Source organism: Rhodoferax sp. GW821-FHT10B06 (assembly GCF_059415605.1).
Genome location: NZ_JBWKNO010000004.1, coordinates 152,418 through 178,943, shown reverse-complemented (window position 1 = coordinate 178,943; position 26,526 = coordinate 152,418). Strand labels below are relative to the sequence as shown.

The 26,526-nt window shown below is 60.7% G+C and carries 27 protein-coding genes; 8 read left to right on the top strand and 19 right to left on the bottom strand.

Going from position 1 to position 26,526, the window contains the following annotated elements:
• Nucleotides 1–73: 73 nt before the first annotated feature.
• Entirely contained in the window at nucleotides 74–757 is a 684-nt protein-coding gene (locus AC07O2_RS08220; RefSeq protein WP_495075252.1) for a FadR/GntR family transcriptional regulator, read from the bottom strand.
• 157 nt (nucleotides 758–914) lie between these two features.
• Between AC07O2_RS08220 and AC07O2_RS08215 the strand changes: the two genes are divergently transcribed.
• From AC07O2_RS08215 to AC07O2_RS08205, 3 genes are read left to right on the top strand one after another with little or no spacing between them, the layout of a single operon-like run.
• On the top strand, nucleotides 915–1,835 hold the full coding sequence (locus AC07O2_RS08215) for a 2-dehydro-3-deoxygalactonokinase (protein ID WP_495075251.1): 921 nt from the start codon (nucleotides 915–917) through the stop codon (nucleotides 1,833–1,835).
• The gene (locus AC07O2_RS08210) at nucleotides 1,832–2,455 is read left to right on the top strand and encodes a 2-dehydro-3-deoxy-6-phosphogalactonate aldolase (RefSeq protein ID WP_495075250.1); all 624 of its coding nucleotides are present in this window, start codon (nucleotides 1,832–1,834) and stop codon (nucleotides 2,453–2,455) included. Before AC07O2_RS08215 ends, AC07O2_RS08210 begins: the two co-directional genes overlap by 4 nt.
• Before the next feature lie 54 nt (nucleotides 2,456–2,509).
• The gene (locus AC07O2_RS08205; protein WP_495075249.1) at nucleotides 2,510–2,767 is read left to right on the top strand and encodes a hypothetical protein; all 258 of its coding nucleotides are present in this window, start codon (nucleotides 2,510–2,512) and stop codon (nucleotides 2,765–2,767) included.
• 19 nt (nucleotides 2,768–2,786) lie between these two features.
• Here the strand turns inward: AC07O2_RS08205 and AC07O2_RS08200 are convergent, their stop codons facing one another.
• A complete protein-coding gene (locus AC07O2_RS08200; RefSeq protein ID WP_495075248.1) occupies nucleotides 2,787–3,701 on the bottom strand; it encodes a LysR family transcriptional regulator in 915 nt (304 codons plus the stop codon).
• A 125-nt stretch (nucleotides 3,702–3,826) separates the two neighbouring features.
• On the opposite strand from AC07O2_RS08200, the gene AC07O2_RS08195 reads away from it, so the two are divergent.
• Both AC07O2_RS08195 and AC07O2_RS08190 read left to right on the top strand, forming a co-directional pair.
• The gene (locus AC07O2_RS08195) at nucleotides 3,827–4,675 is read left to right on the top strand and encodes a DODA-type extradiol aromatic ring-opening family dioxygenase (RefSeq protein ID WP_495075247.1); all 849 of its coding nucleotides are present in this window, start codon (nucleotides 3,827–3,829) and stop codon (nucleotides 4,673–4,675) included.
• 51 nt (nucleotides 4,676–4,726) lie between these two features.
• Complete coding sequence (locus AC07O2_RS08190) at nucleotides 4,727–5,629, top strand: NADP-dependent oxidoreductase (RefSeq protein ID WP_495075246.1); 903 nt, start codon at nucleotides 4,727–4,729, stop codon at nucleotides 5,627–5,629.
• 80 nt (nucleotides 5,630–5,709) lie between these two features.
• On the opposite strand, the gene AC07O2_RS08185 is transcribed toward AC07O2_RS08190, so the two are convergent.
• The 5 genes from AC07O2_RS08185 to AC07O2_RS08165 form a co-directional block, all read right to left on the bottom strand.
• Nucleotides 5,710–6,690, bottom strand: a complete 981-nt coding sequence (locus tag AC07O2_RS08185; protein ID WP_495075245.1) for an ABC transporter substrate-binding protein — start codon at nucleotides 6,688–6,690, stop codon at nucleotides 5,710–5,712.
• On the bottom strand, nucleotides 6,687–7,214 hold the full coding sequence (locus tag AC07O2_RS08180) for an Mpo1 family 2-hydroxy fatty acid dioxygenase (protein WP_495075244.1): 528 nt from the start codon (nucleotides 7,212–7,214) through the stop codon (nucleotides 6,687–6,689). The genes AC07O2_RS08185 and AC07O2_RS08180 overlap by 4 nt, the downstream gene beginning before the upstream one ends.
• Nucleotides 7,215–7,308: 94 nt before the next feature.
• Nucleotides 7,309–8,229: a lactate/malate family dehydrogenase gene (locus AC07O2_RS08175; RefSeq protein ID WP_495075243.1), complete on the bottom strand. Its 921-nt coding sequence runs from the start codon at nucleotides 8,227–8,229 to the stop codon at nucleotides 7,309–7,311.
• Between the two features lie 18 nt (nucleotides 8,230–8,247).
• Nucleotides 8,248–8,673, bottom strand: a complete 426-nt coding sequence (locus tag AC07O2_RS08170) for a TIGR02594 family protein (RefSeq protein ID WP_495075242.1) — start codon at nucleotides 8,671–8,673, stop codon at nucleotides 8,248–8,250.
• Between the two features lies 1 nt (nucleotide 8,674).
• Nucleotides 8,675–9,361 carry an SOS response-associated peptidase gene (locus tag AC07O2_RS08165; protein ID WP_495075241.1) on the bottom strand — a complete coding sequence of 229 codons (687 nt, stop codon included), beginning with the start codon at nucleotides 9,359–9,361 and terminating at the stop codon, nucleotides 8,675–8,677.
• A 182-nt stretch (nucleotides 9,362–9,543) separates the two neighbouring features.
• Here AC07O2_RS08165 and AC07O2_RS08160 point away from each other — a divergent pair, with 182 nt between their 5' ends.
• On the top strand, nucleotides 9,544–10,548 hold the full coding sequence (locus AC07O2_RS08160) for a TorF family putative porin (protein WP_495075240.1): 1,005 nt from the start codon (nucleotides 9,544–9,546) through the stop codon (nucleotides 10,546–10,548).
• Between the two features lie 191 nt (nucleotides 10,549–10,739).
• On the opposite strand, the gene AC07O2_RS08155 is transcribed toward AC07O2_RS08160, so the two are convergent.
• The 5 genes from AC07O2_RS08155 to AC07O2_RS08135 form a co-directional block, all read right to left on the bottom strand.
• Nucleotides 10,740–12,485 carry a methyl-accepting chemotaxis protein gene (locus tag AC07O2_RS08155; protein WP_495075239.1) on the bottom strand — a complete coding sequence of 582 codons (1,746 nt, stop codon included), beginning with the start codon at nucleotides 12,483–12,485 and terminating at the stop codon, nucleotides 10,740–10,742.
• A 903-nt stretch (nucleotides 12,486–13,388) separates the two neighbouring features.
• Complete coding sequence (locus AC07O2_RS08150) at nucleotides 13,389–13,790, bottom strand: c-type cytochrome (RefSeq protein ID WP_495075238.1); 402 nt, start codon at nucleotides 13,788–13,790, stop codon at nucleotides 13,389–13,391.
• Between the two features lie 17 nt (nucleotides 13,791–13,807).
• On the bottom strand, nucleotides 13,808–15,157 hold the full coding sequence (locus AC07O2_RS08145; protein ID WP_495075237.1) for a hypothetical protein: 1,350 nt from the start codon (nucleotides 15,155–15,157) through the stop codon (nucleotides 13,808–13,810).
• A gap of 122 nt (nucleotides 15,158–15,279) precedes the next feature.
• On the bottom strand, nucleotides 15,280–15,789 hold the full coding sequence (locus AC07O2_RS08140) for a cytochrome b (RefSeq protein WP_495075236.1): 510 nt from the start codon (nucleotides 15,787–15,789) through the stop codon (nucleotides 15,280–15,282).
• A 468-nt stretch (nucleotides 15,790–16,257) separates the two neighbouring features.
• Nucleotides 16,258–17,340: a TIGR03118 family protein gene (locus tag AC07O2_RS08135; RefSeq protein ID WP_495075235.1), complete on the bottom strand. Its 1,083-nt coding sequence runs from the start codon at nucleotides 17,338–17,340 to the stop codon at nucleotides 16,258–16,260.
• Nucleotides 17,341–17,530: 190 nt separating this feature from the next.
• On the opposite strand from AC07O2_RS08135, the gene AC07O2_RS08130 reads away from it, so the two are divergent.
• A complete protein-coding gene (locus AC07O2_RS08130) occupies nucleotides 17,531–18,817 on the top strand; it encodes a S8 family peptidase (protein WP_495075234.1) in 1,287 nt (428 codons plus the stop codon).
• 12 nt (nucleotides 18,818–18,829) lie between these two features.
• Here AC07O2_RS08130 and AC07O2_RS08125 read toward each other — a convergent pair whose 3' ends face one another.
• Together AC07O2_RS08125 and AC07O2_RS08120 are read right to left on the bottom strand one after the other, a co-directional pair.
• Complete coding sequence (locus AC07O2_RS08125; protein WP_495075233.1) at nucleotides 18,830–19,483, bottom strand: anti-sigma factor; 654 nt, start codon at nucleotides 19,481–19,483, stop codon at nucleotides 18,830–18,832.
• Nucleotides 19,480–20,154 (bottom strand): RNA polymerase sigma factor, encoded by a 675-nt coding sequence (locus AC07O2_RS08120; protein ID WP_495075232.1) that lies wholly within the window; start codon nucleotides 20,152–20,154, stop codon nucleotides 19,480–19,482. The genes AC07O2_RS08125 and AC07O2_RS08120 overlap by 4 nt, the downstream gene beginning before the upstream one ends.
• A gap of 140 nt (nucleotides 20,155–20,294) precedes the next feature.
• Between AC07O2_RS08120 and AC07O2_RS08115 the strand changes: the two genes are divergently transcribed.
• Nucleotides 20,295–21,185 (top strand): alpha/beta fold hydrolase, encoded by an 891-nt coding sequence (locus tag AC07O2_RS08115; RefSeq protein WP_495075231.1) that lies wholly within the window; start codon nucleotides 20,295–20,297, stop codon nucleotides 21,183–21,185.
• Between the two features lie 53 nt (nucleotides 21,186–21,238).
• On the opposite strand, the gene AC07O2_RS08110 is transcribed toward AC07O2_RS08115, so the two are convergent.
• The 5 genes from AC07O2_RS08110 to AC07O2_RS08090 form a co-directional block, all read right to left on the bottom strand.
• Entirely contained in the window at nucleotides 21,239–22,042 is an 804-nt protein-coding gene (locus AC07O2_RS08110) for a DODA-type extradiol aromatic ring-opening family dioxygenase (protein ID WP_495075230.1), read from the bottom strand.
• Nucleotides 22,039–22,878: a shikimate dehydrogenase gene (locus AC07O2_RS08105; RefSeq protein ID WP_495075229.1), complete on the bottom strand. Its 840-nt coding sequence runs from the start codon at nucleotides 22,876–22,878 to the stop codon at nucleotides 22,039–22,041. The genes AC07O2_RS08110 and AC07O2_RS08105 overlap by 4 nt, the downstream gene beginning before the upstream one ends.
• Nucleotides 22,879–22,902: 24 nt before the next feature.
• On the bottom strand, nucleotides 22,903–24,042 hold the full coding sequence (locus AC07O2_RS08100) for an ABC transporter substrate-binding protein (RefSeq protein WP_495075228.1): 1,140 nt from the start codon (nucleotides 24,040–24,042) through the stop codon (nucleotides 22,903–22,905).
• 281 nt (nucleotides 24,043–24,323) lie between these two features.
• On the bottom strand, nucleotides 24,324–25,736 hold the full coding sequence (locus tag AC07O2_RS08095) for an amidohydrolase family protein (protein WP_495075227.1): 1,413 nt from the start codon (nucleotides 25,734–25,736) through the stop codon (nucleotides 24,324–24,326).
• Nucleotides 25,733–26,524: an ABC transporter permease gene (locus AC07O2_RS08090; protein ID WP_495075226.1), complete on the bottom strand. Its 792-nt coding sequence runs from the start codon at nucleotides 26,522–26,524 to the stop codon at nucleotides 25,733–25,735. The genes AC07O2_RS08095 and AC07O2_RS08090 overlap by 4 nt, the downstream gene beginning before the upstream one ends.
• Nucleotides 26,525–26,526: the final 2 nt, after the last annotated feature.

Sequence of the window (26,526 nt, the reverse complement as noted above, 5' to 3'; positions counted from 1 at the left end):
CTTAAACGGAGCAAATCGGGCTGTTCAAATAAATCATACAAATAAAGCCAAAACTAAAACCTAGTGGATACCCTTAAACCGGAGCCACATCGTCCAACATGTTGGCCTGCCGCATCAGCTCGCGGGTGTCGGACAGCATCACCGCCATGCGGTGCAAGGCACGCTGCGGGTCACTGTCGCGGATGGCGTCCAGCACCTTGCGATGGTCGGGCAAAGCATCGTTGAAACCGCCGGCCTGGCGCGCAGTGATGCTGAGCAGCGACTCCAGCGCACTACTGGTAATGGCCACCAGCGGCACCAGCAGAGGGTTGTTGGTGGCCTGCAATACGGCGTTGTGAAAAGACAGGTCGGCCGTCACCCATTCACCCACGTTGCGCGCGTCTTCCATGGCCTTGAAGGCCTGCTCCATGTCGGCCAGCTGTTCGGGGCTACGGCTACGCGCCGCCAAGGCCGCCGCAGCGGGCTCAATGATTTCGCGCAGCTCCAGCAGGTGGCGGTAGAACTGCGCGTCCGGCCCGGTGGCGCAACGCCAGGCCAGCACGTCCGGGTCTAACATATTCCAGCCCACACGGGGCCGCACCCAGGTACCCACACGGGGCCGCGACTCCAGCAAGCCCTTGGCGGCCAGCACCTTGATGGCCTCGCGCAGCGCTGTGCGGCTCACATCCAGGCTACGGCACAGCAGCTCCTCATTGGGCAGCAAAGCGCCCACCGCATAGGTGCCGCCCACGACCGCATGACCCAAAGTTTTAACCACTCGCCCATGCCGATGACGCCCCGCATACGTGGCCGCAAAAGTGTGTGTGGCAGTTGCCGTCATCGCATAAATCCCCGCTAAATGGTGCTGCACCTGTTCCCTATCAACCAGATTCGCAGCATAATAAATCATACAATCTAAAACAGAGACGCATTCTATGGCAACTACCAACCCCACCTGGATAGGCGTGGACTGGGGCACCACCCATCGCCGCGGCTACGCAATCAACCCTGAGGGCAGGTGCATAGCCGAAGCCGACGATGACCAGGGCGCGCTGGCCGCGCGTGGACGCTACCCCGCAGCACTGGCTGCCCTGCTGCCCCCTTTGCTTGCGCAACCCGATGCCGACGCCCGCGTCGTCATGTCCGGCATGGTGGGCAGCGCATTTGGCTGGCAGGAAGCCCCCTATCTGGGCCCGGAAGTCGCACTCGAAGAACTGCCCCGGCACCTGGTTGCCGTTGCCGACCAGACAGAGCGCTACATCGTACCCGGCTACTGCGTGCGTAACGCCCAGGGCCAGCCCGATGTGATGCGCGGCGAAGAAACCCAGCTGCTGGGCGCTGTGGCCATGGGCCTGCGCGACGGCTGGTTTGTGCTGCCCGGCACACACAGCAAGTGGGTGCTGCTGCGGGATGGCCGCATTGAGCAACTGCGCACCTATATGACGGGCGAGCTGTTCGCCCTGCTGTCGCAGTACGGCACGCTGGCCGCAGCCGCCCAGCCTGCAGGCGCCGAACCTCTTTGGAGCCAGGCCGCCTTTGCCGATGGCGTGGCCGCAGGCGGGCCGGGCGCGCTGGCGCACCAGCTGTTTGCCTGCCGCGCCCGCGTGGTTACCGGCACCATGCCGGCCAGCCAGGCCCAGGCCTATTTGAGCGGCCTGCTGATAGGCAGCGAACTGCAAGACGTGCTGCGCGACCTGGGCAGCCATAGCAGCGCAGAATTCCACTTGATAGGTTCATTCGCCCTGGCCCAGGCCTACCAGGTCGCAGCCACCCAGCTGGGCTGCAGCCTGCGGGTGCTGTCGCCGCGCGAGGTGATCCTGAGCGGCTTCCACCACATCCAAACCCACGGAGCATGACCATGCACGCACCCCACCCACCCCTGGTCGCCATCCTGCGCGGCCTGGATACCGCCTCGGCCGAAGACGTTGGCCAGGCCTTGTTCGATGCAGGCTTCCGCATTCTGGAAGTGCCGCTGAACCGCCCGGGCGCGCTGGAATGCATACGCCTCCTGTCGGCCATCGCACCCAGCGACGCGCTGGTCGGCGCCGGCACGGTGCTGCGCACCGCCGACGTGGATGCGGTCAGGGCTGCCGGCGGCAAGCTCATCGTCTCGCCCAACTGCAACCCCACGGTGATCAGCCACAGCGTCACTTCTGGCCTGTACAGCGCCCCGGGCATCGCCACCCCCAGCGAAGCCTTTGCCGCGCTGGAAGCCGGTGCGCATGCACTGAAGATATTTCCCGCCGAGCAGGTCGGCACGGCCGGCCTGAAGGCCCTGTTGTCGGTTCTGCCCAGCGGCACACCGATCTGGCCCGTGGGCGGCATCACGCCCGAGAGCATGGCGGCCTGGGTCAAGGTCGGTGCCACGGGCTTCGGCATTGGCGGCCAGCTGTATGCGCCAGGCACGCCGGCCGAGCAGGTGCGCACACGGGCCGCCGGCTTTGTGGCGGCATGGAAGGCCTGCCAGCCCGGATGAGCCCATGAGACGCTGGGTTTACGATCGGCGCTCCTAGACATCCGCAAGACGCATATGAACGACGACATCGCGCGTGCCCTGCACGCACTCATCCAAGCCCAGGCCGGGCAAATCCGGGCCATGCAAGTCATCAACGACGTGCTGATCACTACCCTGGGCCGGGCATCGCCCGAGCTGCTGGACGCACTGAGCGAAGGCCTGGGCACCATCACGCACTGGGGCGCTGAAAACCTGGAAGAAGGCAGCCTGGACAGCTACCACGCCATGATGGGCAATGCAGCACGCCTCATCGAGACGCTGCAGGACAGCTGAGCGCAGCTCGCAGAGCGGGTCAAGGCGCGCTTTGCACTTCCGGGCAAAGATCAGGCTGAGCAGAAAGAAAATCTATGAAAGTACGCACCTTGGCAGAAAGATATTTTCGGCTGGGGTAGACGGCGTAGAGCGTTGCACTGAAACTCACTTTGTCCGGTAGCACCAACTCCAGCCGTCCTTCAGCGATATCTGCCTGGATCATCACGGCAGGCAGAAAGACCAGGCCCATGCCTTCCAGCGAAGCCATATGCAGCATGGCCTCATTCTCGCTTCTCATCACGGGCCGAAACTTCAGTATTTCCGCGCCATCCGGGCCGCCGACGGTCCAGATGCCATTGGGGTTGATGCCGCTGTACTGCAACAGCGAATGGCCATTGAGATCGGCCAGCTTCTCCGGCCGACCAGTGCGTGCCAAATAAGCCGGCGCGCCAACGATATGAAAAACAACCTTTGTTAGTGGACGAGCGATAAGGCCAGGATCCAGCCTCTCCGGTGCCGTTACGCGCAGGGCGAGGTCGAAGCCCTCGTCCACGAGGTTTACGATCCGGCCACTGAAATCCATGTCGAGACACACCTCGGGACAGCGTTGGTGGTATTGGGCAACCAAGCGCGCAACCAAGCTGTTCGCAAGCCACACCGGCGCACTCAACTTGAGCGTCCCCCGCGGCGTCACCGTGACGTTGCTGACGGCGGCTTCCACCTCATCCAGTCCATCCAGCATTTGCCGGGCCTGGTCGAAATAAAGCACGCCACTTTCCGTCACGCTGACGTGGCGGCTGGTTCGATTGAGCAGCCGGGTGCCCAGCCGGCTCTCCAGGTGCATGACATGTTTGCTAGCCATCGCTGGCGAAAGGCCCAGACGCTCTGCTGCACCCGTAAAGCTTTTGAGCTCCGCCACCGCGCAAAAAACCCGCAAGCTCGTTAACGTGTCCATTGATCATCAACCCACAGGAAATAGTTCTTCAATATAAAGCCTATAGATCAATTATTACGAAACGTTAAGCTAAACGATCAAGAAATGCATCCGATATCTCCCCTCCCATCGACACAGAAATACCCATGAGCACCCCTCGTCTCCCAACCTATTTCATCAGCCACGGCGGAGGCCCCTGGCCGTATCTGACGGGTGAATTCCGTCGCAACTTCGACAAACTTGAAAATTCGCTGAAGGAAATGAGAAGCGAGCTTCAGGAGCTGCCCAAGGCCATCCTGGTTATATCGGGCCACTGGGAGAGCGAAGGCATCTCTATTTCGTCTGGCGCGAAACCGGGCATGGTCTACGACTATTACGGCTTTCCCGAATACCTGTACCACATCCAATATGGCGCACCCGGCTCGCCAGCGCTGGCCAAACGGATACATGAACTCTTGCGTTCAAATGACATCCGGTCACAACTGGACCCCACACGCGGCCTCGACCACGGCACCTTCAGCATCATGAAGCCACTCTATCCGGGTGAAGACATTCCAGTGGTTCAACTGTCACTGGATGCAGGGCTCGACCCCATGCTACACATCGCAGTCGGCCGGGCTCTTGCACCATTGCGGGATGAAGGGGTGCTGATCATCGGCAGCGGACTCAGCTATCACAACCTGCAAGAAATTCGCGGCACCAGCGGACGCGAAGCATCGCGGAAATTCGACAGCTGGCTTCAGCAAACACTGGTTCACGCATCTCCGGAAGCACGCGTAGAACAACTGCAGGAGTGGCAAAAGGCCCCTTCTGCACAGGCGGCACATCCACGTGAGGACCATCTCATTCCACTGATGGTGGTCGTGGGAGCCGCCGAGAGCGAACCAGGAGCCGTGACATACCACCAGGACGACCTTTTTGGCGCAATAACCGCGTCAAGTTTTCGCTTCGGTCTTGCACCGGGAGCCAGTCCGTCTACTGGCGAAATGCAGTAATCCCCGCCATCCAACACCGCCCCCATCGGCACAACCTCAAGGAGTTAACACATGAAAGCTGCCCTTCTCAAAGCCTATGGCGATATCGACCAGTTCGTGATCGATGAAATACCGACGCCCAAACCGCAGGCCGGCGAAGTCCTTATCAAGATCGAAGCGTCTGCGATCAATCCATTTGATCTCATCCTCCGCCAGGGTTACATGGCCCACCTCATTCCCCTGCAACTTCCCGCTGTCTTGGGCGGAGACGCGGCAGGAACCATTGCAGCACTGGGTTCAGGCGTGACCGGGCTGGCCGTGGGTGACAGGGTGGTAGCCGACTTTCCGGCCAATGGCAAGGGCGCCCATGCGGAATACGGTGTACTGCCGGTCTCGTCCGTTGCGAAGCTCCCGGCCAACCTGACTTTCGAGCAGGGCGCATCCTTGGTCAAAGCGGGACTCACCGGCCGGCAAACAGTGGATGCTCTGGGCGTCAAGTCGGGCGACCGCGTCCTGGTTTCTGGTGCACTCGGCATGGTTGGCCGCGCAGCAATCCAGTATCTACAGGAGATCGGCGCAAAACCAGTGGCAGGGGTGCGGCCCGAAAGGCTTTCCGATGCACGTGCGCTGACCGGCGAGGCTATCGATATCACCCAAACACCCACCGCGGCAATGTTCGAATTTGCCATCAGCACCGCACCTGCAGCCGCCGGAAATCTGATTGGCCATGTACGAAATGGCGGCCAGGTTGCCAGCATTGTTCCCATCCCCGAAGGTGCCAATTCCCACAATCGCGTCACTATCCACGAGATCTATCACCGCAGCGATGCACATACGCTGGATGCCGTGCTCAAAGCCGCGTCCGAGGGCAGGCTGACCATCCCGATTGCCAAGACCTTGTCGCTGAGTGACATTGGCGCAGCCCAAAACGCCATCGCCAGCGGGGTACAGGGGAAAATCGTGCTGAAGCACTAAGAAAGTGTTCAAAGTCCTAGAAGACCGCATCTATCGCGTCAGATCTCTGCCATGGGCAGCCCAGATCAGCATTGCTTAAGCTAGCGCCCCAGTTGCACGGCGTCAGGCGCCACCTTGCGCAGCAGGGCCGGATCGACCACGTTGAGCAGGGTGTCCGGCCGGGGCTGCACCCGCATCTCGCGAATGGCCCAGCGGGCCTGGCTGTCCATGGTGTCTATCAGCGAGAAATCCAGCCCGAGGCGGAAGTCATGCTCTCGCATCTGGGCTGCAGCCTGGGCCGGGGTCACGCCCAGGCGGGCCACCAGCACCTGCTGCGCCTTCAGGGGCTGCTCGGCAATGAAGCGCTCGGCCTGCTGCAAGGCGCGCAATAGTTTCAGCAGATCCACCTCCCGGGTCTTGATAAGCGCGCGGCTGGTGATCAAGCCAAACTGCTGGCTGTACAGCCCCGGGTTTTCAAACAGCACACCATCCGAGCCCAAGGCGGCGGCCGCATTGCTGGCCACCGGCTCCCAGATCGCAGCCGCATCAATCTCGCCACGCTGCAATGCGGCGGCGATACGGCCCGGCTCCATGGAAACGATGGTGCTGTCTCGCCCACGTGGGTTGTCGAGAGCCAGCCAGCGGCCCAGAAAATACGCGGCCGAGCTGCCCTGCACCGTGCCCACGCGCTTGCCGGCGACCTGTGACGGCGCCGTAATACCCGCGCTACGCCGGGCCACGATCTTGATCTGCGACGACGACGCACTGATGGAGGCGATGAATGCCAGGTCCTGGCGGGTGAAGCTGTTCAACGTGGCGATCAACTCGGCGGCGGTAGCCAGCTGCACGGTCCCCTCGGCCATCAGCTTGTAGCAATCGCGGCCGCTGCTGCAGCTGCGGGTGGACAGGCTCAGGCCTTCGCGTTCAAAGTAGCTATTCGCCTGCGCCACATAAATCGGCAGGGACACCGGGCCGTCGGATACCCCCAGGCTCAGGGTCTGCGCAGCTGCGCCAGCCACCAAGCCGCAACAGCCGGCCAGCGCCAGCCCCCATATCCGCATCCAGAATCTGATCTTGGTCAACTTGCGTCCTTGTCCTCGATAAGCAATGCATCCGTGTCTGTCGCAGCCGCCAGCGCGCTGCGCAGACCGGGGCGAAATCCCAGCCAAAACAGTAGCTCGGCCACCACAAAGAGCGGCCCTATGGCCAGCCCCATCAAATCGTCCACAAACGCGGGCTTACGGCCCTCAATCAGGTGGCCCACCCCTTGCAGCACCCAGCCCACAACGAATCCACCCAGGCCTATGGCCAGCCAGGTCGGCGTGGGCAGGGCCGCGCTCCAAGTCCCGAACCACACGGCCAATCCCAGCAGCAGCGCCATCAGCACGCCCAAACCCAGGTCCAGCCAGAAGTAGTAGGCCGCTGCACACACCGCCACAGCCAGCGCGGGTGTGAACGCCCAGCCCATGGCGAAGATCGAAGGGCGTGACAACAGTACCGCAGTCGCCACAACAATCAGCGGAATGCCCACGCAATGGATCAGGACATTGCGCGGATGCCGGTGGTATGCGGCATAGGTGGACAACTGCTCTACCAGATTTCGCATCGCTCGCTCCTGCACTTCAAAATTAATAGCACCTTGCGCTTGCAGAATCTGCGCTGCAGGTGCAAAAGATGATAGATGAACCCTGCGGCACGGGCTACGCCACGGAGGCCCGGGCAGCCCGCAGCACCTCGGCCGAATGCGCCAGCGCCGCACGCTCCACCGCATCCAGGGCCGGCTCCAGCACCTGCAGCGCGCCGCCTGCGCCCACGATGCACGGCAAGGACAAGGCCACGCCGTGCAAGCCCAAGGCCCCGGTCTGCACCCGCGACACGGTGAGCACGCGCCGCTCGTCGCGCAGCATGCCCGCCAGCAGAGAGGCTGTCACCAGGCCAATAGCATGGTTGGTCGAACCCTTGCGCCGAATCACTTCGTAGGCAGCCGTGCGCACGGCGTGGGCCATGCGAGGCTCGTGCTCTGTCTGCCAGCCGCTCCATTGGCGCAGCGGCACACCGCCGATGTCCGCGCCAGACCACAGCACCACCTCCGAGTCGCCGTGTTCGCCCACCATCTGGGCGTGGATGGAATGCGCATCCAGCGCCAGCTGCTGCCCCAGCATCTGGCGCAGCCGGGTCGTATCCAGCATGGTGCCGGTACTGATGACGCGCTCGGGTGGCAGCCCCGACACCTCGGCAAAGTCGCACACCAGCACATCTACCGGATTGGTGACGACCACCACCACGCCCTGGTAGCCGCGCAGTTGCACGGCGATGCCCCGCAGAATGGCCAGGTTCTCCTTCAACAGGTCCAGCCGGGTCTGGGTGGGGCTGCCGTTCTTGCCAGCCGCGATGACGATGGCGCGGGTGCCGTGCATGTCCTCGATCGCCGCCGCCCGCACAGCGGCAGAAGGGTAAAAGGCCGAGCCCTGGGCCAGATCCATGGCCTCGCCCTCGGCCAGGCCGGGCCGTGCGTCATGCAGCAGCAACTCCTGGGCCGCACCGCTGTGCAACACCGACATGGCCACGCTGGTGCCCACCCAGCCAGTGCCGATGATGCCGATGGAAGAACGCTCAGCCATGGTTTGCCCCCAGAGTGATTACGCAGGCCAACGGTAACCCAGCACCGTGTCCACGGGGTAAAAATGTTCACGCACCGCGTCCAGCTGATTGCCGCCCAGCAAGTACACATGCTCGGCATCGGCGCGCAGGAAGAAACCCACATGGCCCTTCCAGCCCGCCGGGTCCTCGCGCGACAGCACGGCAATGCAACCCGGCACCGGTACCTGCAGCGGCACACCCCAGTCCAGCCAGGAACGCGCCAGCGCCGAACCTGTGCCGGCAATACCTACCTGGGCCAGGCTCCAGTTCACAAACGACGAGCACCACGAGGCCTTGTCGTCATAGCCTGCAATATTGGTGTGGCCGTGGTATTCGGTGACACGCGGGTTGCTCTGGCCCGGCGGGTAGGTCTGCACCCCCATCTCGGCCCAGGCCACCGGCATCCAGATAGCTTCGGGCTGCATATCAGAACAGGCCCTTGGGTACTTTGTCGGCCTTGGTTTCCACCGGGTTGGCCGCCAGCCAATTCGCCGCGTATTGGCGCATGAACTCCTTGGACTTGTCCACGCGCGCACCCAGCCAGGCGTCATACGCGCCCTCGTTCAGGATCACCGGCATATGCTTGTCGGCACCCGGTTGCTGGTAGCGGCGCAGCAGCGCGTGGCTGTTGGCATTCACCGTCAGCAGGGCATAGCTGAGCAGGACGGTGCCGTCCGGGCCAGTCCATTGGGCCCATAAGCCTGCCACACCCATGGGCAGCCCATCGACCCGCGCGACGCGCGTCGCCACGGCCTTGCCGCTGCGCCAGTCGTCCTCAAAAAAGGCCTGCATGGGCACGATGCAGCGCTGCCCGTTCAACCAGGCATCGCGGAAGTTTTGCGAGGTGGACGCCGTCTCAGACCGCGCCACCACCAGCTTGGGCGCACGCAGCTTGCCGTCCGACGCCGACTTGACCCAGTGCGGCACCATCCCCCATTGGGCAGACAACAACTCGCGCTGGGGTGGTGCACCGGCCTCGGTAGGCACGGCACGGATGCAAAAACCCGGCTTGCGCGGCCACATATGGCGCTCCCCCAGGTTGGTGGGTGCTTCGACATTGAAGGCATCGCCGTAGGCGGAAGCTTGCTGCAGGGACTCGTAATGGGTGCTCATGCCGGGATGGTAGCAAGGGCGCCCTGGCCACAGCATCGAAGCCACGGCTCTTTACTGGCTAACTTTCTACAATCTGCGAAGCATTGCATCCAATGCGGGATGTCTCAGCGCGATGCAATTCGCGTTGCTCTAGCACGAGGCACAAAATAAGAAGGCCGCGTAATCGAACGCCTGAGCACGACATGAAACAAGGGCAAGGTCAAAGAAATGGCAGCTGCAAGTGGCAAAACCTCGTCGAGAATGACGAGATGCCAGCAATGAACGCCCGGGCGAACCACCTGGCGGCCTTCGTCAAATACAAACTGTTCAATGCGAAAAATCCCAAGCTTGCAACATGGAAATTTCTCGGCCTGACCAACGGACCACTGGATTGGTTCCGCGTCGGCGGCTCCATTGCGCAGTTCACCGGCCGGGGAACAATCTCGCTATGCAGCAGGCCGTGGATACATTCTTGGTTTTCTGCTTTGCGAAGCCATAAGAACAGCGCTATATGCCGGGGATTGCTCCCGATCTTGGCCTTGCTACTCCCCAGCTACGCCTGTGCCGGTGCCGAAAATTGGCACTTTAAGCTCAGTGCAGCAAGTGACAAGGTACTGCGTGGCCTGGAGTTGAGCGATGGGCATCCATACACAGAAGCCGCAGCCAGTTGGAATGCGGGTTCAGGCGCATTTGCCGATGTGGCGCTGTCCAGGTTTGCTGGGTTTGGAGAAGGTAGTCCGGCAGGCGCACAGTTCGTTGCCGATGCGGGATACGGCTGGCGCATCGAGCCAAACTGGAGTGCGCGGGTTATGGTGTCGCACTACCAGTCTTTGGGTAGCCCAATCACCCAGCGTATGGACTACCAGGAGTTTGCATTGACGGCGGGTTGGCGGGATAGCCTGTACGCTTCGATTGCCATGTCGCCGCACGCAACCCTGGGGACGCTTCAATCCACGCGCACACTGGCGTACGACCTTGTTGGCCGACTGCCACTAGCACATGGATTCACTGCCAGCGCAGGCATTGGCTACTACGATCTGCAAGCATTCGCAGACGACTCTCGCACTTACGGAAATGTTGGGCTGTCATACCAGCTTGGTGAGGTGCAGTTCGACGTTATGTATATGGTTGCCACCAGCCCCGCCAAGGAACGCCTGAAAGGCGCGCTGAACAGCCGCTGGGTAAGCCAGATCACCTGGCACTTTTAACCAAGCTCCGCCGGGATACCACCAAACACCGGCAATAAATACCGCCAGTGTCAAACCACGATTTTCTTACCACTGGCCAATATCAACCCGCCCGCACGCAGCAAAGTGGAAATCATCTGACACTGAATGTGATGCAATTAAAACGAGGGTACCCGATGTGCACTGCAAGACATCGAAATGGGGCTAGCACATCAGAAGCTATCCCACTCACCTTCACTTTGTAATGATGCAGTTCTTGGTAATACCTTGGACTTCACTGTTAGCTGGCGGCTGCTGGCGACGGTGTGTTGCGCAGAGCCATTCAGACCTCGGTTAAGAGATGCCATATGGGCTGTCCCGGCAACAGGTTCAACCGAGCGAGGACGGGGTACACCACCGTTGGTGCCAGCGGGTAGCTTGAACACCGCTACCGTGCTGACCAACTCCTCGGCCTGGGTCTTCAGGCTGCCAGCCGCCGCCGCCATTTGCTCCACCAGCGCCGCATTCTGCTGCGTGGCCTGGTCCATCTGAACCACCGCTTCGCCAACCTGTGACACACCGGTACTCTGCTCAGAACTGGCTGCGCTGATTTCACCCATGAGGTCCGTGACTTGTTTGATAGATCCCACCACCTCGGCCATGGTGACACCCGCCTGGTCCACCAGCACCGTGCCCTGCTCAACACGCGCCACACTGGCGCCTATGAGTTCCTTGATTTCTTTGGCCGCTTGGGCGGAGCGACCTGCCAAGCTGCGCACTTCCGATGCCACCACCGCGAAGCCCCGTCCCTGCTCGCCCGCACGGGCCGCTTCCACCGCAGCATTCAGCGCCAGGATATTGGTCTGGAAGGCAATACCGTCGATCACACTGATGATGTCAGAGATCTTGCGCGAAGAGTCGTTGATCTCTTTCATGGTGTGCACCACCTGGGCGACAGCATCACCACCTTTGACAGCCACCGTGCTGGCCTTCAGCGCCAGTTGATTGGCCTGCCGTGCATTGTCCGCGTTGTGTTTGACGGTGGAACTGAGTTGCTCCATCGAGGCCGCGGTTTCTTCCAGGGCACTGGCCTGCTGCTCGGTACGGGCCGATAGGTCGTGGTTCCCCTGTGCGATTTCAGCGCTGGCTGTCGCCACGCTATCTGACCCTTGGCGCACATTGGCCACCACAAGCATCAAACTAGAGCGCATCGCTTCCAGCGCTTGCAGCAACTGAGCGGTTTCATCCGTCCCATGGGCATGCAATGCCATCGTCATATCACCTTGGGCAATATTGTTGGCAGCCTGGACGGCATCTCCAATCGGACGCGCAATCGCGCGTGCAATCAAAATGGCCAAGACAACAGCCATGACCACAGCGACAGCGATACTGGCAAGCACCATCAGGCGGGCGTTACCGTAGGTGGCCTTCGCCTCTTCCCACGAGGAGTCGCTTTCTTTTTTGTTGTAGTCACTCAAGTCTTGGATATCTTTGAGCGTGGCATTTACGGCATTTAGCGAATCGCCCTCGAATATCTTTATGGCGTCCTCTGCTGCTTCAGGGCCTTTGCGAGAAATGGGGCGCAGCTTGTCCCACTGCGCATACCATGCATCACGGTGCTCTTTGTAGCTAGCCCATGCCTTGGTTTCGAAGTCGGAATTGAATAGTGTCACCGCTAGGGGCTCCAACTCCACCAGCTTTTTGCGAATGCCAGTTATATCCGCTTCTCTTTCGTCTTTTGCTTTGGTATCGAGAGAGAGGACATGGCGTGCTTCAAGGCGGCGGAGCTGGCCGACCAAATTTCCTATTTGCCCCGACACCTGGACACTGGGCAAGTCATTGGTTGCAAGCTGCTCTGCAGTTTGTGCCACGTTTGCGAGTTGGATCAACGCCATCGTGCCCAGCGCAAAAACCAAGGCCACGATGATGCCAAAGCCCATTCCAATCTTGGTGCTGATCTTAAAGTTGGATAGATTCATTTTTTACATTTCGTGTGGGTATAGGAGAGATGTCGAGCTTCAACCATCAGCAGCAATAATGCAGACCACGAACAGCCACCGTCGTAGCCAATCACCCCTGCTTCGTTTGGCGAGCCAAAGCGAGATTAGAAAAACCAGCACCATGCTTTAGGGATAGCTCAAGCCGTCGCCGCCAGAAGCACCCCTTTTCCCAAAAACAAGAGACCTCGGTTGGCTTCCGGCACAGTGCGTTAGATATCCAAGATCAATTTGACTGCGAAGACATCGAGGGCCATGACGGGCTCTGGTGCCACCGTCAGCAACAGAACGACAAAACCATCTAGGATCGCGACCGCCCAGGGTCGCCGGAAATACCGAATCATCGTTTTCTCAGCCATTTGAAGGTCTGGACTGAAGCCTACGAATTTGATCAATTAAATCCAACGATTGCCGATTTGTTTTGTCGCGCAATTCGCAGCCCAACTTAAATCGCGCATCTTGCAGGGAGAGAGAAAGCTCTACAAGCAAGTCCCTGACGTTGGCCAACTCCCGAGACAGCCCCAATAGATCGGCACTAGACGTACCTCGAACGGGTTCATGTTCCATTAGTTTTGAATGGGAAAAAATTGTGAAATGTGACTGACGGTCTGTGCCTCCGCAGTGAACAGCCGCCTGGCTGTGAAGCCCCCAAGAGACAAGCCCACTACGAGGCTGGACTCGCTCAAGCCGCAACTTGATTAAACCGCCCCTCTGCTTCATCGCTCACCGCTCGACAACTTCGGCTATCAGTTTTTTGGCCAAAGCTCCTACCTTTTTAATCATGCAGTCATCGAACTCTTTGGCGATGCCCATCTCATTTCCTCAAAGGTAAAGATGAACACCGCCTACGATGTCTTGTGACGCAGCAAGAACAGCCCGCGTTCGTCACTTGCATGTACCGAGATAGGAAATGACATCCTCAAGTTCTTTCGAGTCGGACAAGCCTTCATACTTCATCTTGCTTCCGGGGTTCGCTTTTTTCGTTGGTTGCGATAGATAACTACGCAGCGCTTCTTGACTCCAGGTCCATCCCGTGCGGCGCAACTCGTCCGAATACTCGAAACCAGGCTGGGTCGCTGCTTTGCGCCCCAGCGTGGCGAATAAAGTTGGCCCCTTCTTATTTTTACCTTCTTTCACGCTGTGGCATTCAGCGCATTCAGCCGAAAAGACTTTGGCGCCGAGTACGGCGTCGCCTGCAGCAAGCACAGGCTGTGTCGACGCAACCAGCACCGATCCGAAAACAATGCCTCTCACGCCAAGGGCCAAGACGGTCAATGCATAGTTCATTGCTGAAGTCTCCTGGTCTAAAACGCGACTCGTGCAGTCAGCGAAAACTGATTCAAATCCTTGGCATTCGTCAACGGTGCCCCGGACCCGAAATTAGTACCAAAAATATCGGTGCTGCTGCCATTGAACTTACTGAATCTGAACCACCCGGCAGACAGTCGCAAGTTCGCCCAAGGCGCGCCCCAGGAATCCTCTTTTCCGAATGGAATCCAGGAGGCCTCCACCAACGTGCTGTGCGTGTCTGGCTTGCCATAGGGCAAGAAACGAACGGCGTCTTCCTGGGCCGTGCCCATGAGGCGAGCCACCGTGAGCCCATAGGTTTGCTTGTACACATAGGTAAGGACCAGTGTTTGATCCCGGCTGCGCCCGGTGGAACTGGCAAGCAAACCAGGTATGAATGGGCTGGCCGGTGTGCTGCCGTAGTTGCGCTTCTCCAGAATGTTGGCATAGCGTACCTGCACCATGTGGTCACGGGTTCCCAGGTACTGGTAGTTCAGGTCGATGCCTATGTCCTTGATGCCGTCCGATGGTCCGCTGCGATCGAGTTGGCGCGTGGCGTTAAACCCCACCAAGCCCATCGAAAAGAATTGCGTCTTCAGATCTTTCATGTAAGCCAGTCGCCAATAACTGGTACCGCTGAGTTTGCCTGGGTCGCCGGCCGGATCAAAACCAAGACGATCCTGGGTAGACACCGACATGGAGCGATAACTGCCAAGTTCGCCATACCAGGTCTGGTCATAGAGTCCATAAGCGGTTAAGCCCAGCACCCGGTTAGCCAGATGGTGGGTGCTAGCCGGATTGAGCAAAGTTCCATCGGTACTGGGAGCAGAAAATCCACGGCCAGGCAATACGGAAACGGGGTCCTGCACAGTGGGACTATTGTTCAGGCTCAGCCCCACAACAGCTTCTTTTTCGCCCCATTTGACGTCATGCGAATACCGTAGGTCCACATTCTCAAGTGTCGTCTTGACGGTGGTTCCGTCATCACGCCGGCTCAGGCGGGCAATACCTCCAACATGGTCAGACAACCGGCCCGCAAAATAGAGATCCGCTTCTGACAAGCGGGTTTGTGTGGGCCCTCTTGCGGGGTTCACTTGCTCTGCCAGGAGCTGCACGGACAATGGGACTTTGGTCCCATTCCCATCGGAATCAACAAACCCACCAGCCTTGAAACGGGCACCAAAAGGCGTAAGGTTCAGGCCATATGAACCCATGTGGCAGGCAGCGCATTCTGAACCCGTTTGTTGGCTAAAGCTGGGTAAGGCATGTGCCGTATTGCTGACAAGCAGCAGCACGGCACCAACCCCACTGGAAATAGTAAAGGTCATGAACAGACGCTTCAGGTGTCGACGCAGAAATATCAGCATGGGCAAATCCTTGTTCTTGGGAAATTACGTTAAAAGATCAGGGGTCAGTAGTAATTGGTAATGCGTGGCGTTCTGCGCAGACCTTTATGCCGGGGTCAGCTACAGCCCCGGACGCAGGACCTCTATCGCCGTCGCCGTGGCAACATCGCCCGCAGCAAGGCATCGCGCATCACAAAGTGGTGCCACAGGGCGGCCGACGCATGCACGATGCCAAAGGCCAGCAGCATCCAAGCTGTATTTACGTGCCAAGTCAGCAAGTCATCGCCCAGGTCATCGTCAGAACCCACGAGTAACGGCAAAGGCAAACCAAACAGGTCAACCGTTTTGCCGTGCGCATTGATCGAGGCCCATCCCAAGATAGGCAATGCCAACAACCATGCATACAAACAGACATGGGTGAATCCCGCTGCAACGCGAACGACAAGGGACTGGGAACCAATAACGGGTAGCCGCGGAAACCTGATGCGCACTACTATGCGAGCCACCCACAAGCCCAGTACGAGCAACCCAACATGGGTATGTGCTTCCATGAGCCAGAAACGCGCCGCGCGCCCATCGGCCACGTCACGTATCCAGATAATTGAGACACCTGCGCATAAAGCCAATAGAGTGGCCCAGTGCAGCATCACCATGGGCCATGGCCGTGTTGTGACGGATGTCGGAGTGTGGTTTTTCATACTAAAAACAAATGAACGTTGCTTGCTGTACCTACAGTGCTGCAGGTCATGCAACGGTGACATCCCAAAATCCCTTGCACATCATCTTCATTCACACCCCATCTCAATGAACTGCCAATGACCGAAATAGAACCATGCTCTGAAGTGCAGCTATCCACTCTGGGATTGAAGGCCTAGCCAGGCACGCTTTCGCGTGAGTGCAGACATGGCACAAAAAAGTTACAGCAGGCGCAAAGAAAATTTACACATGCTTAAATCAAGGGGGGGGGGCGAAGCATGCGCGATGGCAAGAGGTAGGGATTGCACTGCTCACATGGACTGATCGCATGGCACTCCCAACCAGCCACCAAAATACCGCCGGACACCGGCGATAAACGCCGCAAGTGCCCGGCCGCGAAGCTGCTGCAGCAGCCGCTCGGAATATCACTGGCCGATATCGATCCGACCGTAAAGGCCATTAGTCCCGCGATTCGGACCCGCAGCAAAGAACAGGGTGTTGGTAGGCTGCTCTTTCACGCCATTCCCAAAAGCAATACCCCACAAACCCGGTATGGTGATCGGTGTACCGCCGCTCTGGGTAAGCGCACCTACCAATGCTCCGCTTTGCAGGTCATACGCGTGGATCGTGCCATCACCGAAATTGCCGACCAAAAGTGTGTTGCTGAATCGGCCGAAGTTAGCAGGCGCCAAGGCGATGCCCCACGGCGCATTAAGTGCCCCGCCACTGGCAAGACGCTTCTTCAGATTGCCGCTGGCGTCATAGACGTCGACAAAACCCAGGCCGCTGCCATGGACGGAGAAGCGAGCCGTACTATCTTGCTGGGCATACGAAACAACGATGTTGCCACCAATCGCCTGGATACCGAACGGAGCAAAACCCGCAGGCAACGCCGGATCCGTAAAACGGCCGGTGGTCGCCAGCTTCTGGAATCCACTATCGAAAACATCCACCTTGTTATTGTGAAAGTCCGCCGCATAGATCCGGGCCGCACCACTGTCGCTACCAATGGCCAGGCCGGTATATTCCGCCCCGCCTGTCGCATCGTCATAGGCAGTCACTGCATTGGTCAGATTGACCGTGGGCGACCACGCGGCAATGGTGCCAGCAAGCGTAGCAAAAATAAAAGCACTGGAGCCCGTCACGCCGCTCTGGCTGACGGGAAAGCTGCTGGCGCCACTGAACACGATGCCGGTCGGACCCGCGGGGCCATTGGCACCGTCAGGAATGGCAACCACCAATTGCTGCGGCGCACCGTTGCCATCATAGAGCGTGGACTTCTTCGAACCAGCATCAGCCACCCACACGAATCCTGTCGGGTTGAAGGCAATACCCCAGCCGTTCTTCAGGTTCACATCTGTATTTGCCGCAGAGGTGCTGCCATCTGACACAAGAACGGTCGACTTGAACGGTGTTGTATCACCGTCGCCACCGCCGCACGCAGCCAAGCTGGCCGCGACCGCAGCAGAAAGCGCAAATTTCAAAGCTATCGAGCGCAGGGAAACCATGGTGCCATTCCTCCTTGAATAATATGAATGCGGCCGTAGGTACCACGGATTCAGGAAAAGGTTGCAAAGGCATTCAAATCGAACTACGACTTGAAAATGCCCCGCATGTCAGACAATGCAGTCGCAACTTATCGACGCAAAAAACCCACATACTGAACATGCAGCAATGCACCACAACAGGGTTCTGTCCATGAAACGTCTCGCCTATTTATTGCTGCTCTGCGCAGCTTGCACGCTGCCGGCTTGCGCACTGGTGGAGTCCATACCAGATCCGAGTTTGGCAATGCCAAAAATGCAAGCGCATCCCGACCGCATGGTCGTAGTGACGGTAGCCAACCCACGACAATCGTTCGCGTTGAGCGCAGGTTCGACGGGCAACGGGTACAGCAACACCTATGACACCAGTGGCAGCGCGCGCGCAACGCTGGCTGCAATAGCCCACCAATATGAGTTAACGCATGTGATGGCATGGCCAATTTCCGCGCTCGGCGTGCACTGCGCGGTGCTCGAAATTGAAGATGGAAGGTCACGGAAGTCCGTGCTCGATAAGCTCGCCGCGGACCCGCGGGTGCAACTGGCAGAACCTCTACAGACCTTCGAGGCCCAGGCAGAAGCATCACCCGAAAAGCGCTATACATCGCTGCAGAAAACGGTGCATGAAATCGGCGCAGATGCGGCCCATCGGGTCGCGTTAGGCGATTCGATCCGCATCGCACTGATCGATACGGGTGTGGACACCGAACACCCAGACCTGCGCAGTCGAATTGCATCCACGCGCAACTTCGTCAACAGCGACTGGGCACAGTTCAACCGTGACGAGCACGGCACCAAGGTCGCCGGCGTCATCGCAGCCGACGGCGGCGGGCAGTCCTCGAGCAGTATTACGGGCATTGCACCGCGCGCTCGCCTGGTTGCCATGAAGGCCTGCTGGCAAAACGCCGGTTCGGGTGCCACGTGCAACTCGCTGACGCTGGCCCAGGCCATCCAGGCCGCCCTGGATGCCCGGGCCGACGTCATCAACCTCAGCCTAGGCGGCCCCGCTGACCCGCTACTTTCCGCCCTCGTCGAACAAGCCATCAAAAAAGGCGTGGTTGTCGTTGGCGCAGTGTTGCCGAGCGGCGACCTGAAAGCATTTCCCGTAGGAATCCCAGGAGTTATCGGTGTCGCCACCGCAACATTTGCCAACCGCGCGCCAGCATTGCAAGCATCCACGCTGCTCTACGCACCGGGACACGACATCCTGACACTTACCCCCGGGGGGCACTACGACTTCGTCTCCGGCTCATCTTTTGCCGCCGCACAGGTGACAGGTTCCGTAGCACTGCTGCTCGCGGCCACGCCCGGCGTAGACCCGAGCGCTATCCATGGCGTGCTTGAGCGAACGAGTGGTCCCAACCAACACTACGCACGCCTGATCAATACCTGTCGTGCGCTGGCCGCTTTGCGTAGCGGTTGCAATGAATCCTTAGCCCCCTAAGCAAACAAAGGCTCAAACCCCCTCGCGATTCTGTACCACCGGTTCAGCAAAACGTACCACTGGAGCAGCACGCAGCGCATCAATCTGCCGCTTGATATCCGCATGGGGAGAGCCGCCACCTTGCTCCAAAGCACGTGGCCCAAGGGAATAGACCCCGCTGTCGCTCGGGCCTGCCACGATTTGCAGGTTCAGCGGCGCGAGCAGCGCTTGCAGCTGACCGACCGATGCAGCCGGATCAATCACCAACCGAATCGTGGCGCCCATAGAAGCATTCTCCGCCGCAGAGAGCGTGCGATAGGATGGCGTATCACTGGCCCCCATCTTCATGCCAAGCACGGTCAAAACTCCGCTCTGCAACAGAACCAGCGCACCAAGACCGTAGGCCACCGCCAGCAGCCGTGGACGTGACACAGGACGCGGCGTATCGATACGCTGCGAGAGACGCGAAAGTCCCGCCTCAACATCAGGATAGACAGCGCCCTCGCTCACGTTCAGTGAGTTTTTCCAGTCTTGTTGTAGCGCCAACTCGGAACGGCAAATCTCACAGCGGTGCAGGTGGCTTTCTACTTCCGCCTGCTCGCTCACAGAGGCCGTCTGATTCACAACCCATGGGATCAACTGCCATATGCGTAAATGGATACGGTCGTCGTAGGTAGATTCGTTCATTGTGTGGTCCCCGTTGGCCGGCCAGAAAGCGCCGGCATCAGGTTACGAAGTTTGACGCGTGCATGGAACATCCTGGACTTGACAGCGGTGACTGGTACAGAGGTGATCTCCGCAATCTCTTCAAGAGAGTGTCCCATCACATAGGCCAATTCCAGCACCATTCGGTGCTCGGGCGACAGCAGGTTCAGCCCCTTCTCGATCCAGTCCTGTGTTTCAAGATCCTGGAAAGGTTCGACGACCATCTCCTCGATATCCGATGGCAGCGGCGCATGGTCCAGCCCCTGCTGCCGCAATGCCTTCAGCGTCACACGGTAAGCAATCCCCATGAGCCAAGTAGAGACGCGAGAGTCCCCTCGAAATTCCGCCGCTTTTTGCCAAATGATCATGAATGTATCGTTGATCACCTCTTCTATCAGGGCCTCGCTGCGCGTGAACCGATTCAGAAACCGGGCCAGTCTGCGGTGGTAGCTGCGATACAACGCGGCAAGTGCAGCCCTGTCGCCATAACCGACACGCTGAAGCAATGCGCTTTCACTAAGGAGGTCGGGCGAATGTTCTATCAAGGGACAAGAGCGATTAAAGGTTTTTGCGTTAGCCTGCCTGCGCTGAAATAGCGATGTCAGTATGTGCTGCACACGGCTAAAAAGGTTGCAAAACAGTGGAAATTCCATTTTGATGTCGTCGTAACTCCGTCCTCCGCACCCATTTTCCGAACGGGGAACCAGGTGCATTGAAGCGATGCTTGCAGTAACGGGCGCCGGCACGGGCGATAAACTGCCAGACCACTAGCCAAACCGACAAAAGGCCATCCATGGACGTGACATTCACCCGCAATTGCCACGCCTGGGCCGATGACCTGGCCATCGTCTCCTACACCGCCGGCCAGGGACCTGCACTGGTGCTGTTGCACGGCTACCCCGAAACACATCTGGCCTGGCTACCCGCAGCCCGCCTGCTGGCCGCGCATTTCACAGTGGTGCTGGTGGACCTGCGCGGCTATGGCGACAGCACGGGGCCGGCCCCGGATGCACAACACCACAACTACAGCAAGCGCGCGCTGGCCGACGATGTGGCCCGTGTCATGCGCGAGCTGGGGCACACGCACTATGCGGTGGCCGGCCATGACCGGGGTGGCCGCGTAGCGCACCGCCTGGCGCTGGACCACGCCGAGCACGTGCGCGCCCTGGTATCCGTCACCGTGATCCCCACCGTCGAGGTATGGAAGCGCATGAACCTGGCGTTCGGCCTGCATGCCTACCACTGGCTCATGCTGGCCCAGCCCGCACCCCTGCCCGAGACGCTGCTGGCCGCCGACCCCGACATGTTCCTAGACAACACGCTGACGCGCATGACGCACGGGCGCCAGGTGATAGACCCGGTCAGCTACGCCGAATACCAGCGCTGCTTTCGCCAACCCAGCGTGCGCCTGGCCATGATTGAAGATTACCGCGCAGCCGCCGGCTATGACATTGCCCTGGACACCGCCGACCAGGCCGCCGGACGCAGGCTGCAATGCCCCGTGCTGGTGCTGTGGGAAAGCCGGCGCTATACCGAAGGGGAAACACCGGTCGACATCTGGCGGCGCTGGGCCGGCCAGGTGCAGGGGCAGACACTGGACACGGGCCACCTGATGATGGAAGAAAAGCCGCTGGAAGTGGCCCAGGCGATCCGCTCCTTCCTGCAGAACCTCAAAGCCTTTTAGGCCTGCAGCGCAGGTAATACCTGCGCAAGCAGCTATTTATTCAATAGCACAACCTAGTCAAACGCCCAGGCAGAGGCCACAGACGGCCCTACCGGACCGCGCCATAGCCGACGCCCAGGCGCATCGCCACCCGCGCCGCTGGCCACCATCAAGGGCAGCAAATGCTCCTCGCGCGAATGCGATGCGCGGCCACCCGGAGCCGCGCTCCACTGGCTGAGTTGCTGTGTGCGTTCGGCCCAGCTGCCGGCCAGCGCGGTCTCCAGCCAGCTGTCAAACGCAAACGAAGCGGGCGCCGCAGCCTGGAAGTTGCGCAGATTATGGAAACTCATGCCGCTGCCCATGATGAGCACGCCCTCGTCGCGCAGGCTGCGCAAAGCCTGGCCCAGGGCGCAGTGCAAGGCCGGGTCCAGGCTGTGGTGCAGCGACATGGCCAACACCGGCACCTGGGCCTGCGGGTACATCACCTTCAGCGGGATGAAGACGCCGTGGTCCCAGCCATAGCCCGGGTCCACCTGGGCCGGCAAACCCGCCGCCTGCACAAGCGCAGCCGCACGCGCGGCCAGATCGGGCTGGCCAGGTGCCGGATAGGTGAGCGCATAGGTCTCGGGAGGGAAGCCGAAGTAGTCGTAAATCAGCTCCGGCTGCGCCGCGCCGGCAAAGCTGGGCACGGCCGCCTCCCAATGGGCGGTAATGATGAGGATGGCCGTGGGCGTGGCCGGCAGCAAGGCCGGCACGCCGCGCAGAAAGTCCTCCATGGGCTGGTACAGCTGCTTGCGCTCCCCGGTCATGAAGAACGAGGGCCCGCCGCCGTGCGGCAGGTATACCGCCGGCATGCGCCCAGTGGCAGACCCGCTCACAGCGTGGCTTCTATGGATTGGCGCAGCTCGGCGGTGATCTCTGGCATCACGCCAAACCAGGCATTGAAGGCCGGGCGTGCCTGGTTCAGCAGCATGCCCAAGCCGTTGACTGTGGGGTTGCCGCGTGCGCGGGCAGCGGCCAGCAAAGGCGTTTCCAGCGGCACGTAGATCACGTCGGACACCAGCGCACGCGGGGGCAGCTGGGCCAGGTCCAGGTCCAGCGCGGGGCTGCCGTGCATGCCCTGGTTGGTGGTGTTCACCAGCAGGGCGATATCGGCCAATGCCTCGTGGCGCTGCGACCAGGGCAGCACGCGCACCGGGCTGCCAAACTCCCGGGCCAGCTGCTCGGCCTTGTCCTGCGAGCGGTTCAGCAAGCGGATCTCCTTGGCGCCACGCTCGGCCAGGCTCAGCACCACGGCACGCGCTGCGCCGCCCGCGCCCAGCACAGTGATGGGGCCGGCATCGGTGCGCCAGTCGGGCTGGGCGTCCAGCAGACACTGGATGTAGCCATAGCCGTCGTTGTTGAAGCCCTTCAGCGAGCCGTCGGGCTGCACCACGATGGTGTTGATGGCACCCATGCGGCGGGCCATGGGGTCCAGTTCGTGCATCAGCTCCATGGCCGTGACCTTGTGCGGAATGGTCACGTTGCAGCCCGCAAAGCCCAGGGCCGGCAGGCCAGCCAGGGCCGTAGCCAGGTTTTCCGGCTGCACCGGCAGCAGCACGTAGGAGCCGAGCAAGCCGTATTTCTGCAGCCAGTAATTGTGCAGCTTGGGGGAACGAGAATGCGCCACAGGCCAGCCCATGACGCCGGCAAGACAAACTTTGGAGGTAGACATGCGATCGGTATGCGTGGTTGAAAACTATTTTTTGCCTGCGGGCGGGAGCACGCTGATGATGACCTGTTTGCCGTTCTCGACCTTGGTCATATAGCTCTCCCGGTCCAGGTCGCCATTCTGGTCAAAACTGACGTCCATCAGAATGCCGGGGCTATCTTTGACCGACAGGCTCACGCCCTTCATGGCCTGGGCAAAGGCCTTGGAGTCGAACTTGCCGATCTTCTCGGTCACGGCCTTCACCACGTACATGCCGGAATAGCCCTTCAGGCCGTTGTGATCCGACTTGACCTTGTACTCGGCCAGAAAGGCGTCGCTGAACTTCTTGATCAACGGCTGCGGCGCATCGGCAGTCAGGCCCACATGGGCGATGGCGCCGTTGGCGGCATCACCGGCCAGCTCGATCACCTTCTGGCTGGTCAGCACCGTCTCGCCCATCAATGGCTTGGCGTAGCCCTGCTTGCGGAACTCGCGCAGCGCGCGGGCGGCCTCTTCTTCGTTGGTGTAGACAAAGGTGGCGTCGCTGCCCGACTGCTTGGCCTTGATCACGGCCGCGCTCATGTCCAGCTGACCGGGGTCTACCGAGATGGCGTTGCTGACCTTGATGCCGCGCGCCTCCAGCTCCTTGCGCACCAGGTCCAGGCCGCCCTTGCCAAAGTCGTTGTTCACATAGATCACGTCCACGCTCTTGGCTTTGACCGCATCGCGGATGTAGTTGGCCATCTTGGGCATGGCCGTAGCCTGGGTGAAGCTGGTGCGGAAGATGTAGGGGTTGCCCTGCTGGGTGATGGAAGCCGCTTCGCCGCCGGTGAAGTTGGGAATCTCGGCGCGGCGGGTTTCCGCCATGCTGACCATGATGGAGCCCGAGAACACCGGGCCCATCACCACATAGGCCCCCTGGTCCACCGCCTTCTGAGCCAGCGCCTTGGCCACGCCGGGGTTGGACTGGGTGTCTTGCGACACGTAACTGATCTTGCGCCCCAGAATGCCGCCCGCTGCGTTGATCTCCTTCACCGCCAGCTTGATGCCATTGTCGAAATTGCTGCCCGACGTGGCGCCGGTGCCGCTGAGCTCCACCAGCCCATAGATCTGCACCGTTTGGGCATAGCCCGTGGCGGCCATAGCCAATGCCACACTGCCAATGGCGGCCCCGATAAAGCGGTTCATGTTGTCTCCAGTTTTGTAGTAGTAAACGCCCGCCCAGCCCAGGCACTGGCAAGCGCCGCACATTGTGGGAAGAACGCCAGCATTTGGGGAGATAGCAAAACACCATGCGCGATAACCGCAGGTGATCGCATGGCAGCGGCGGCTACACCTCGTACACCATATGCATAGGCCAGGGCATCGCGCTGGTGCAGGAGGGGGCCTGAAAAAACTACATTTTTGATAGCAGCTTACGCAGTTATTACCTGCGCTACAGGCCTATTTCCTATAAATACTGGCGGCGCTTACGACGCCATCAATTGCCGCACGGCAGCCCGCGCCTGGGCCCGCAACTCGGCTACATCCACGCCCTGCAACAGGTCGTCCGCCACCACCCTCTGCCCGGCCACGAACAAGGCCTTCAGCCTGGGCCGGCCACCGCTAACCACCGGGCCCAGCGCCACATCGTGCAGGCCGAAGTAGCGCGGGTCATCCAGCGCGTAGATGGCCAGGTCGGCGGCCATGCCGGGTGCCAGCGTGCCAACATCGCCCAGGCCCAGCACGCTGGCACCGCCCGAGGTGCCCCAGGCCACCACGTCGTCGGTGCTCAGCGCCAGGCGCCCACCCTCGCCCGCGCCGCCACGGAACAACGGTTGGTTGCGGTCGCCCTGGGCGGCGCGCTGCATCAGCCAGGCGGCATGCACTTCAGAAATCATGTCGGCGGCTTCATTCGACGCCGCGCCATCGACGCCGATGGAGATCGGCACACCGGCGGCCTGCAGCGCCATCACCGGTGCTGTGCCGCTGCCCAGGCGGCCATTGCTTTGCGGGCAGTGGGCGATGCCGGTGCGGGTACTGCCGAGCAAGGCGATTTCTTCGGCATCCAGCTTGACCAGATGGGCGAACCACACGTCAGAGCCCAGCCATTCATGCTCGGCAACAAAGCGCACCGGCGACATGCCGTGCATGTTGTGCACCGAATCCTGGTAGCTGACAGTTTCCGACAGGTGCGAATGCAGGCGGATGCCGAGCCGGCGCGCGGTGCGGGCGCACTCGACCAGCTCGCCGGGCGCCAGCGAATACGGCGGCGTGGTGGGGGCCATGACGACACGGCGCATCGCATCGGCAGCCGGGTCGTGGTAGCGCGTGGTGAGCTGCTCCACGTCGGCCAGGTAGGCGTCCAGCGTCTCGGGCCGCATCGCCTGCGGCAGCTCGGCCTCCAGCTGGCGCGTGCGGGTGGCGCCGCCGCGGCACAGCACAAAGCGCAGGCCCATGCGCTCGGCCTCCTCGAACAGGATCGCCGAGCTGTCGAACGGCATGCCGGGGTAGTACAGGTAGTTATGGTCCGCCACCGTGCCGCAGCCAGACAGCGCCAGCTCCAGCAGGCCGATGCGCGCCGCGATGCGGAACAGGCGCTCGTCAAACGCCGCGCGGAAGCGGTACGGCGTGGCCGCCAGCCAGGCCGTCAGCGGCAGGTCTATGCCATGTGCGTCGCCCTTCAGCAGTGACTGGAACAGATGGTGGTGGGTGTTGACCCAGCTGGGGTAGATGACGCAGTCGGTCGCGTCGATGACCGTCTCACCCGGCTTCGGGCTGAGCTGGCCAATGGCCTCAATGCGCTGGCCACGCAGGCGGATATCGGGGCCGGCAATGCGCGAAGCGGTGCCGGGTTGACCGCTGAGGATGGCAGCGGCGTTGCGGATCAAAGTGGTGGTCATACAGTACTTTCGTGCCAGTGGCCTAGAGCTTTATTGGAGAGCCAAACCATGCTGACAAACAGCAACACGCCGGTGACCGAAATCAGCACCAGCGCCGCAAACAGGCGCGGGATATTGATCTGAAAACCGGCCTGCAAAATCTCGTACGCCAGCCCTGCGCCGGTGCCGCCGGTGCCGGCGACAAACTCGGCCACCACCGCGCCGATCAGCGCCAGGCCGCTGGAGATGCGCAGCCCGCCAAAGAAGAACGGCAAGGCGCTGGGAATGCGCAGCCGCACCAGGGTCTGCCAGCGGCTGGCGCCATTCAGCTTGAACAGATTCAGCAGGCCCAGGTTGACGCTGCGCAGGCCGAGCACGGTGTTCGACAAGATGGGGAACAGCGTCACCAGCGTAGCGCACAGCACCAGAGCGAAGGTCGGGTTCTTCACCCAGATGATGATCAGCGGCGCAATCGCCACCACAGGCGTCACCTGCAGCAGGATGGCGTAGGGGAACAGGCTGGCCTCGATGAAGCGGTTCTGCACAAACAGAAACGCCCCGGCCACGCCCAGAACCACGGCCAGCGCAAACGCCAGCACTGTCACTTTCAGCGTCACGCCCAGCGCCCGCAGCAGTGACGGGCCATCGGTCAGCAGCGTCTGGAAGATGTCGCTGGGCTTGGGCACCAGGTAGACCGGCACCTGCCAGGCACTGCACAGCGCCTGCCAGACCAGCAGCAACACAATGCCAAAGCTGATCGGGGCCAGCCAGTGGAGCACGCCGGGGCGTTGTAGCAAAGGGGTTGTCATGG

Coding starts and splice junctions, on each gene's coding strand:
- AC07O2_RS08215 (WP_495075251.1), top strand. CDS start 915: ATGGCAACTACCAACCCCACCTGGATAGGCGTGGACTGGGGCACCACC.
- AC07O2_RS08210 (WP_495075250.1), top strand. CDS start 1,832: ATGACCATGCACGCACCCCACCCACCCCTGGTCGCCATCCTGCGCGGC.
- AC07O2_RS08205 (WP_495075249.1), top strand. CDS start 2,510: ATGAACGACGACATCGCGCGTGCCCTGCACGCACTCATCCAAGCCCAG.
- AC07O2_RS08200 (WP_495075248.1), bottom strand. CDS start 3,701: ATGGACACGTTAACGAGCTTGCGGGTTTTTTGCGCGGTGGCGGAGCTC.
- AC07O2_RS08195 (WP_495075247.1), top strand. CDS start 3,827: ATGAGCACCCCTCGTCTCCCAACCTATTTCATCAGCCACGGCGGAGGC.
- AC07O2_RS08190 (WP_495075246.1), top strand. CDS start 4,727: ATGAAAGCTGCCCTTCTCAAAGCCTATGGCGATATCGACCAGTTCGTG.
- AC07O2_RS08180 (WP_495075244.1), bottom strand. CDS start 7,214: ATGCGAAATCTGGTAGAGCAGTTGTCCACCTATGCCGCATACCACCGG.
- AC07O2_RS08175 (WP_495075243.1), bottom strand. CDS start 8,229: ATGGCTGAGCGTTCTTCCATCGGCATCATCGGCACTGGCTGGGTGGGC.
- AC07O2_RS08170 (WP_495075242.1), bottom strand. CDS start 8,673: ATGCAGCCCGAAGCTATCTGGATGCCGGTGGCCTGGGCCGAGATGGGG.
- AC07O2_RS08165 (WP_495075241.1), bottom strand. CDS start 9,361: ATGAGCACCCATTACGAGTCCCTGCAGCAAGCTTCCGCCTACGGCGAT.
- AC07O2_RS08160 (WP_495075240.1), top strand. CDS start 9,544: ATGAAACAAGGGCAAGGTCAAAGAAATGGCAGCTGCAAGTGGCAAAAC.
- AC07O2_RS08155 (WP_495075239.1), bottom strand. CDS start 12,485: ATGAATCTATCCAACTTTAAGATCAGCACCAAGATTGGAATGGGCTTT.
- AC07O2_RS08150 (WP_495075238.1), bottom strand. CDS start 13,790: ATGAACTATGCATTGACCGTCTTGGCCCTTGGCGTGAGAGGCATTGTT.
- AC07O2_RS08145 (WP_495075237.1), bottom strand. CDS start 15,157: ATGCTGATATTTCTGCGTCGACACCTGAAGCGTCTGTTCATGACCTTT.
- AC07O2_RS08140 (WP_495075236.1), bottom strand. CDS start 15,789: ATGGTGATGCTGCACTGGGCCACTCTATTGGCTTTATGCGCAGGTGTC.
- AC07O2_RS08135 (WP_495075235.1), bottom strand. CDS start 17,340: ATGGTTTCCCTGCGCTCGATAGCTTTGAAATTTGCGCTTTCTGCTGCG.
- AC07O2_RS08130 (WP_495075234.1), top strand. CDS start 17,531: ATGAAACGTCTCGCCTATTTATTGCTGCTCTGCGCAGCTTGCACGCTG.
- AC07O2_RS08125 (WP_495075233.1), bottom strand. CDS start 19,483: ATGAACGAATCTACCTACGACGACCGTATCCATTTACGCATATGGCAG.
- AC07O2_RS08120 (WP_495075232.1), bottom strand. CDS start 20,154: ATGGAATTTCCACTGTTTTGCAACCTTTTTAGCCGTGTGCAGCACATA.
- AC07O2_RS08115 (WP_495075231.1), top strand. CDS start 20,295: ATGGACGTGACATTCACCCGCAATTGCCACGCCTGGGCCGATGACCTG.
- AC07O2_RS08105 (WP_495075229.1), bottom strand. CDS start 22,878: ATGTCTACCTCCAAAGTTTGTCTTGCCGGCGTCATGGGCTGGCCTGTG.
- AC07O2_RS08100 (WP_495075228.1), bottom strand. CDS start 24,042: ATGAACCGCTTTATCGGGGCCGCCATTGGCAGTGTGGCATTGGCTATG.
- AC07O2_RS08095 (WP_495075227.1), bottom strand. CDS start 25,736: ATGACCACCACTTTGATCCGCAACGCCGCTGCCATCCTCAGCGGTCAA.
- AC07O2_RS08090 (WP_495075226.1), bottom strand. CDS start 26,524: ATGACAACCCCTTTGCTACAACGCCCCGGCGTGCTCCACTGGCTGGCC.